5 protein-coding genes are annotated in these 8,526 nt (G+C 43.6%); all 5 read left to right on the plus strand.

Going from position 1 to position 8,526, the window contains the following annotated elements; translation table 11 throughout:
* The first annotated feature begins 96 nt into the window (after window positions 1-96).
* Window positions 97-4,272, plus strand: a complete 4,176-nt coding sequence (gene rpoC, locus ADS77_RS20555) for a DNA-directed RNA polymerase subunit beta' (protein WP_054206870.1) — start codon at window positions 97-99, stop codon at window positions 4,270-4,272.
* A 194-nt stretch (window positions 4,273-4,466) separates the two neighbouring features.
* Entirely contained in the window at window positions 4,467-4,841 is a 375-nt protein-coding gene (gene rpsL / locus ADS77_RS20560; protein ID WP_002958885.1) for a 30S ribosomal protein S12, read from the plus strand.
* 97 nt (window positions 4,842-4,938) lie between these two features.
* Window positions 4,939-5,409 carry a 30S ribosomal protein S7 gene (gene rpsG, locus ADS77_RS20565; protein WP_054206871.1) on the plus strand — a complete coding sequence of 157 codons (471 nt, stop codon included), beginning with the start codon at window positions 4,939-4,941 and terminating at the stop codon, window positions 5,407-5,409.
* Between the two features lie 27 nt (window positions 5,410-5,436).
* Window positions 5,437-7,545, plus strand: a complete 2,109-nt coding sequence (gene fusA, locus ADS77_RS20570) for an elongation factor G (protein ID WP_054206872.1) — start codon at window positions 5,437-5,439, stop codon at window positions 7,543-7,545.
* A gap of 67 nt (window positions 7,546-7,612) precedes the next feature.
* A partial coding sequence (tuf, locus tag ADS77_RS20575; protein WP_054206873.1) for an elongation factor Tu occupies window positions 7,613-8,526 on the plus strand: 914 nt, incomplete at its 3' end.

Below are 8,526 nucleotides of genomic sequence, written 5' to 3' on the forward strand. Positions count from 1 at the left end.
GATGCTGTAGCTAACGCTGCAGCATCTGTTACGGCCGAATAGAATGTAGGGACGAAATCATCCGTCCTCAAGATTAACTCCGACAGGAGAGCTAAGGTGAAAGACTTACTTAAGTTTCTGAAGCAACAAAATAAGACCGAAGAATTCGATGCAATTCGCATTGGTCTTGCTTCACCAGACATGGTTCGTTCATGGTCATACGGTGAAGTAAAGAAACCTGAGACTATTAACTACCGTACTTTCAAGCCTGAGCGCGATGGCTTATTCTGTGCCCGTATTTTCGGCCCAGTGAAAGATTATGAATGCTTATGTGGTAAATATAAGCGTCTTAAACACCGTGGTGTGATCTGTGAAAAGTGTGGCGTTGAAGTAACACTCACTAAAGTGCGTCGTGATCGTATGGGTCATATCGACCTTGCGAGCCCAGTTGCACATATATGGTTTTTAAAATCATTACCGTCACGTATCGGCTTAATGCTAGATATGACACTTCGTGATATTGAACGTGTTCTTTACTTCGAATCATTCGTAGTAACTGAGCCTGGTATGACAACGCTTGAGCGTAGTCAATTACTTGGTGAAGAAGAATACCTTGATGCACTTGAAGAGCACGGCGATGAGTTTGAAGCTAAGATGGGTGCTGAAGCAGTTTTAGACTTGCTTCGTGAACTCGATCTTGCACAATTAATTGCTGAAATGCGTGAAGAGTTACCAACTATTAACTCTGAAACCAAGCGTAAGAAGATCACTAAACGTCTTAAATTAATGGAATCGTTCCACCAATCAGGTAATAACCCTGAGTGGATGATCATGACAGTACTTCCAGTATTGCCACCTGATCTACGTCCATTAGTACCACTAGATGGTGGCCGTTTTGCGACTTCAGATCTAAATGACCTTTACCGTCGTGTTATTAACCGTAATAACCGTCTTAAGCGTCTATTAGATTTAGCAGCACCAGACATTATCGTACGCAACGAAAAACGTATGTTACAAGAAGCGGTTGATGCGCTACTTGATAACGGTCGTCGTGGTCGTGCAATTACAGGTTCTAACAAGCGCCCGCTTAAATCTCTTGCTGATATGATCAAGGGTAAGCAAGGTCGTTTCCGTCAGAACTTACTTGGTAAGCGTGTAGATTATTCAGGCCGTTCTGTAATCACAGTGGGTCCTACACTTAAGCTTCACCAATGTGGTCTTCCTAAGAAGATGGCACTTGAGTTATTTAAACCATTCATCTATGGCAAATTAGAGCGTCGCGGCATGGCTACGACGATCAAAGCTGCTAAGAAGATGGTTGAACGTGAAGTTCCGGAAGTATGGGATGTACTAGACGAAGTAATTCGTGAACATCCAGTATTACTTAACCGTGCACCAACACTTCACCGTTTGGGTATCCAAGCGTTTGAGCCTGTGCTTATCGAAGGTAAAGCAATCCATTTGCACCCATTAGTATGTGCGGCGTACAACGCCGATTTCGATGGTGACCAAATGGCGGTACACGTACCGCTAACGATTGAAGCACAGCTTGAAGCGCGTGCCCTTATGATGTCGACAAACAACATTCTATCTCCTGCGAATGGTGAGCCAATCATCGTTCCATCACAGGATGTTGTATTGGGTCTTTATTATATGACTCGTGATCGCATCAACGCCAAAGGCGAAGGCGCAATCTTTAAAGATCCAAAAGAAGCAGAAAAAGCATACCGTAGTGGTAATGCAGACCTTCACGCAATCGTGAAAGTGCGTATTAGCCAATCAGTTAAAAACGAAAATGGTGTAGTAGAAGATACTATAACTGTTATCGAAACAACTGTTGGCCGTGCAATTTTGTCTCTTATTTTACCAACTGGTATGCCGTTCGCGTCAATTAACCAGCCATTAGGTAAAAAGCAGATTTCTGGCTTATTGAATGAGTGTTACCGTCGTCTAGGTCTAAAAGACACTGTTGTGTTTGCTGACCAAGTTATGTACACCGGTTTCCATTATGCAATGAAGTCTGGTGTTTCTATCGGTATTGATGACTTAGTTATCCCACCGGTTAAAGCACAAATCATTGAAGCAGCAGAAGCTGAAGTTACTGAAATCAACCAACAATTCCAATCAGGTCTTGTAACGGCTGGTGAGAAGTACAATAAAGTTATCGATATTTGGTCACGTGTAAATGAAAATCTATCACGTGAGATGATGTCTAACTTGTCGAAAGACACAGTGATTAATGCAAAAGGTGAAGAAGTAGAGCAAGCATCATTTAACTCTGTGTTTATGATGGCCGACTCAGGTGCTCGTGGTAGTGCTGCTCAGATCCGTCAGCTGGCGGGTATGCGTGGTCTAATGGCACGTCCAGATGGTTCAATCATCGAGACGCCAATCACCGCTAACTTCCGTGAAGGTCTAAACGTACTTCAGTACTTCATCTCAACGCATGGTGCGCGTAAAGGTCTTGCCGATACAGCACTTAAAACAGCGAACTCGGGTTACCTAACGCGTCGTCTAGTAGACGTTGCACAAGATTTGGTAATCAATGAAGATGACTGTGGCACAGAAGATGGCTTAACAATGAAACCGCTTATTGAAGGTGGTGATGTTGTAGAAGCACTTCGTGAACGTGTTCTAGGTCGTGTTGTTGCTGAAGATATTGTGATCCCAGGTACTAATACTGTACTTGTTGAACGTAATATCATGCTTGATGAAAAACTGTGTGATCTTTTAGAAGAGCATTCAGTTGATGAAGTTCGCGTACGTTCAGTTATCACATGTGATAATGACTTTGGTGTATGTGCTAAGTGTTATGGTCGTGACCTAGCACGTGGTCATATCATCAACGCGGGTGAATCAGTAGGTGTTATCGCGGCTCAATCAATCGGTGAGCCAGGTACACAGCTTACGATGCGTACATTCCACATCGGTGGTGCGGCATCTAGAGCATCTGCTGAGAACAATGTACAAGTTAAAACTAACGGTACATTGAAACTTCACAATGCTAAATATGTATTAAACACTGACGGTAAGATTGTTATTACTTCACGTTCTACGGAAATCACTATCATCGATAGTCATGGCCGTGAGAAAGAGCGTTATAAAGTACCTTACGGTGCAGTATTAACAGTTCAAGATAATGCTGAAGTTCAAGGTAACGACATTGTTGCTACTTGGGACCCGCATAGTCACCCAATCGTTCTTGAGCATAAGTCAAAAGTATCATTCAGTGATATCGATGACTCAAACACTGAAGCACAGACTGATGAACTAACCGGCTTAACCCGTGTAGTTGTTAAAGATCTTGCTAAGTTGAATACAAAAGAACCTAAGCTTATCATCGAAAGTGAAGAGCGCGGCTTGCAAGAAACTCGTCTTCCTTCATTCACTACGATTGAAGTAATTGACGGCGTTACAGCAAACCCAGGTGACGTGTTAGCACGTATCCCGCAGGAAGGTTCGAAAACTCGTGATATCACGGGTGGTCTACCACGCGTAGCCGATTTATTCGAAGCTCGTAAACCGAAAGAACCAGCTATTTTAGCTGAAGTAACCGGTACGATTAGCTTTGGTAAAGAGACTAAAGGTAAGAAGCGTTTAGTTATTACTCCACCAGAAGGTGATCATTACGAAGAAATGATCCCTAAATGGCGTCAACTTAACGTGTTTGAAGGTGAGCAAGTGTCTAAAGGTGAAGTTATCGCCGATGGTCCTGAGTCACCACATGATATCTTACGCCTACGTGGTGTGACTCATGTTGCTAACTATATCGTTAACGAAGTGCAAGAAGTTTACCGCTTGCAAGGCGTTAAGATCAATGACAAGCACATTGAAACAATTATCCGTCAAATGATACGTAAATGTACCATTACAGACGGTGGTCATAGTGAATTCTTAGCTGGTGAGCAAATCGAAGTGGCGCGCGTTAATATCGCAAACCGTGATCTTGAAGCTCAAGGCAAGTTACCTGCTAAGTTTGAAATCCAGTTAATGGGTATCACTAAAGCATCACTAGCGACAGAATCTTTCATCTCAGCAGCCTCGTTCCAGGAGACAACTCGTGTCCTAACTGAAGCCGCTGTAAATGGTAAGAGCGATGAACTTCGCGGTCTGAAAGAAAACGTAATTGTGGGTCGATTGATCCCAGCCGGTACCGGTTTTGCGTATCATCAAGAACGTATGGCTCGTCGTAAGCAGAGTAAAGTAGTCGTTGAAGAGCAAACAGTAAGTGCAGAAGAGGCAACTCAAGCACTAACAGACGCTTTAAACGCAGATTTATCTGGAAATCAATAAACTGAATCTAATCAATAGATTAGCTTTTAGCAAGGTAGTTATCTACTGCCTTGCTAACGGTTTAGGTTGACAGGTCAATCTTTGCTCATTAAAATTCCGCCACCCATTTACCTGCACGTTTGATACGAGCACGTAAATAAAGGGCGGATTTTTTCATTTTTTCAGTAGTAATTTTAATTTCAGGAGCTATTTAAATGGCAACTATTAACCAGCTAGTGCGTAAGCCACGTCGTAGCAAGGTTACGAAAAGTAACTCAGCTGCGCTTAAAGCGTGTCCGCAAAAGCGCGGTGTATGTACTCGCGTATATACAACTACACCTAAGAAACCAAACTCGGCGTTACGTAAAGTAGCTCGTGTACGTTTAACTAACGGTTTCGAAGTAACTTCATACATTGGTGGTGAAGGTCATAACCTTCAAGAGCATAGTGTAATCCTAATCCGTGGTGGTCGTGTTAAAGATTTACCAGGTGTGCGTTTTCACACTGTTCGTGGTGCACTTGACTGTGCAGGCGTTAGCGACCGTCGTCAAGCTCGTTCTAAATACGGTGCAAAACGCCCTAAAGGCTAATTGTTTTCCGTTAGTAAGGCCAAGCACTAAATATTTTTAATTATTGTTTTGGGTGATTGACTCGAAAGAGCAAACCTGAATAAACCGGAGATACAAAATGCCTAGAAGACGCGTAATAGGTCAACGTAAAATTCTTCCAGATCCTAAGTTCGGATCGGAACTTCTTGCAAAATTCGTTAACATCGTAATGTTAGACGGCAAGAAATCTACTGCTGAAAAAATCGTTTACGGTGCGCTAGATGTGGCTGCTGAGAAATCAGGCAAATCGCACCTTGAAATCTTTGAAACTGCACTTGAAAACATCCGCCCACAGGTTGAGGTTAAATCTCGCCGTGTTGGTGGTTCAACGTATCAAGTACCAGTAGAAGTACGTCCAGTACGTCGCAACGCATTAGGTATGCGTTGGTTAGTAGACGCTGCACGTAAGCGTGGCGAGAAATCTATGGGCTTACGTTTAGCTCAAGAACTTGTTGACGCTTCTGACAACAAAGGCACTGCGGTTAAGAAACGTGAAGACGTTCACCGTATGGCTGAAGCGAATAAAGCATTCGCACATTACCGTTGGTAATCTGTCTTTAACCTTTAAGAGGATTTTATGGCACGTACAACTCCAGTTGAGCTTTATCGTAATATCGGTATTGTTGCTCACGTAGATGCAGGCAAAACCACCACAACAGAACGAGTTCTGTTCTACACAGGTCTTTCACATAAGATCGGTGAAGTACATGATGGCGCTGCAACTATGGATTGGATGGAGCAGGAACAAGAGCGTGGTATCACAATCACTTCTGCTGCTACAACGTGTTTCTGGAAAGGGATGGACGCGCAATTTGACGCCCATCGTATCAATATTATTGATACTCCAGGACACGTGGATTTCACTATTGAAGTAGAGCGTTCTTTACGTGTACTTGATGGTGCGGTAGTTGTGCTTTGTGCTTCATCAGGTGTACAGCCGCAAACTGAGACAGTTTGGCGTCAAGCGAACAAATACGAAGTTCCTAGAATGATCTTCGTAAATAAAATGGATCGCACGGGCGCTGATTTCTTAGCGGTTGTTAGCCAGGTGAAATCTCGTCTTGGAGCAACGCCTGTTCCAATTCAGTTGCCAGTAGGCGCTGAGGACGACTTTAAAGGTGTTATTGACCTTATAAAAATGAAAATGATTAACTGGAATGATGAAGACCAGGGAATGACTTTCGCTTATGAGGCAATACCGGCAGACCTTCAGGAACAAGCTGAAGAATGGCGCTCAAACTTAGTTGAGAGCGCTGCTGAAGCATCTGAAGAACTAATGGATAAGTATTTGGAAGGTGAAGACCTGAGCGAAGCAGAAATTAAAGCTGCTTTGCGTCAGCGTACATTAGCAAACGAAATCGTCCCAGTTACCTGTGGCAGTGCATTTAAAAACAAAGGTGTTCAAGCTGTGCTTGATGGCGTTGTTGAATATATGCCTGCACCAACACAAGTAAAACAAATTCAAGGTATTCTTGAAGATGGTACTGAGGAAGAGCGTCCTGCTAATGACAATGCACCGTTTGCTGCACTTGCTTTTAAGATTGCAACAGACCCGTTCGTTGGTACTTTAACCTTCTTCCGCGTTTACTCTGGTACTGTTAAACAGGGTGATGCGGTTTACAACCCAGTAAAAAGCAAACGTGAGCGCCTTGGCCGTATCGTTCAGATGCATTCAAACTCACGCGAAGAGATCAAAGAAGTCTACGCAGGCGACATCGCGGCGGCTATTGGTCTTAAAGACGTAACAACAGGTGAAACACTGTGTGATCCGAATTCTAAAATTACGCTTGAGCGTATGGAATTCCCTGAACCAGTTATCTCTGTTGCGGTTGAGCCTCGCACAATCGCTGACCAAGATAAGATGGGTATCGCGCTAAGTAAATTAGCGGCAGAAGATCCTTCTTTTCGCGTACAAACTGACGAAGAATCGGGCCAGACTATAATTTCTGGTATGGGTGAACTTCACCTTGATATCATTGTCGACCGTATGAAACGTGAATTCAGTGTTGAATGTAACGTTGGTAAGCCGCAGGTTTCTTACCGTGAAGCTATTCGTTCAACTGTTAAAGTTGAAGGTAAATTCATACGTCAATCAGGTGGACGTGGTCAATATGGGCATGTCTGGCTTAAACTTGAACCGATGGATATTTCGGATGATGAAGCACCAATTTACGAGTTCGTTAACGAAACCGTAGGTGGTTCAGTTCCAAAAGAGTTCATCCCTGCGGTAGACAAAGGCATCCAAGAGCAAATGGCTCAAGGTGTGCTGGCAGGCTACCCATTACTTGGCGTCAAAGCGACTTTATATGATGGTTCATTCCATGATGTAGACTCGAATGAAATGGCATTTAAAATAGCAGGTTCATTGGCAATGAGACAGGGTGCGCTTGATGCAAGCCCAGTACTTTTAGAGCCAATGATGAAGGTTGAAGTACTCACTCCTGAAGCAAACATGGGTGATGTAGTTGGCGACTTAAACCGTCGTCGCGGCATGATCGAAGGCATGGAAGATGCGCTAGGTGGACTAAAATTAGTTAACGCCCAGGTTCCGCTTTCTGAAATGTTTGGTTATGCTACTGATCTACGATCTGCAACACAGGGCCGTGCCTCATACTCTATGGAGTTTTTGAAGTACGCTGAAGCCTCAAAAAATGTTGCAGATAAAATAATTGCAGCTCGCTGTTAAGTAATTTTTAGCTCGGTTTAGTCCAAAATGGACTGGACCTTTAATTTCTTTATAGGAATTTTTTAAGATGGCAAAAGAAAAGTTTGAACGCGTAAAACCGCACGTAAACGTTGGTACAATCGGCCACGTTGACCACGGTAAAACTACACTAACTGCAGCAATCACTAACGTACTTGCAAAAGTATACGGCGGTGTTGCTAAAGATTTCGCATCAATCGATAACGCTCCTGAAGAGCGCGAACGTGGTATCACTATTTCAACGTCTCACGTTGAATATGACACTCCTTCACGTCACTACGCACACGTAGATTGTCCTGGTCACGCCGATTATGTTAAAAACATGATCACTGGTGCTGCTCAAATGGATGGCGCTATCTTAGTAGTTGCAGCGACTGATGGCCCTATGCCACAAACGCGTGAGCACATCCTTCTTTCTCGTCAAGTTGGCGTTCCTTACATCATCGTGTTCATGAACAAATGTGACATGGTTGATGACGAAGAGCTACTTGAACTAGTAGAAATGGAAGTTCGTGAACTTCTTTCAGAATACGATTTCCCAGGTGATGACTTACCTCTAATCGCTGGTTCTGCGCTTAAAGCGTTAGAAGGCGAGAAAGAGTGGGAAGATAAGATCGTTGAGCTTGCAGAAGCACTTGATACTTACATCCCAGAGCCAGAGCGTGACATCGATAAGCCATTCATCATGCCTATCGAAGACGTTTTCTCAATCCAGGGTCGTGGTACTGTTGTAACTGGTCGTGTTGAAGCTGGTATCATCCGCATCAATGACGAAGTAGAAATTGTTGGTATCAATGATACAACTCGTTCTACTTGTACTGGTGTTGAAATGTTCCGTAAGCTTCTTGACGAAGGTCGTGCTGGCGAAAACATCGGCGCACTTCTACGTGGTACTAAGCGTGAAGACGTTGAACGTGGTCAAGTACTAGCTAAGCCTGGTTCAATCAACCCACATACAACATT

The sequence above is a fragment of the Pseudoalteromonas porphyrae genome, assembly GCF_001298125.1.
In the GTDB taxonomy this organism is placed as follows: Bacteria; Pseudomonadota; Gammaproteobacteria; order Enterobacterales; family Alteromonadaceae; genus Pseudoalteromonas; species Pseudoalteromonas neustonica.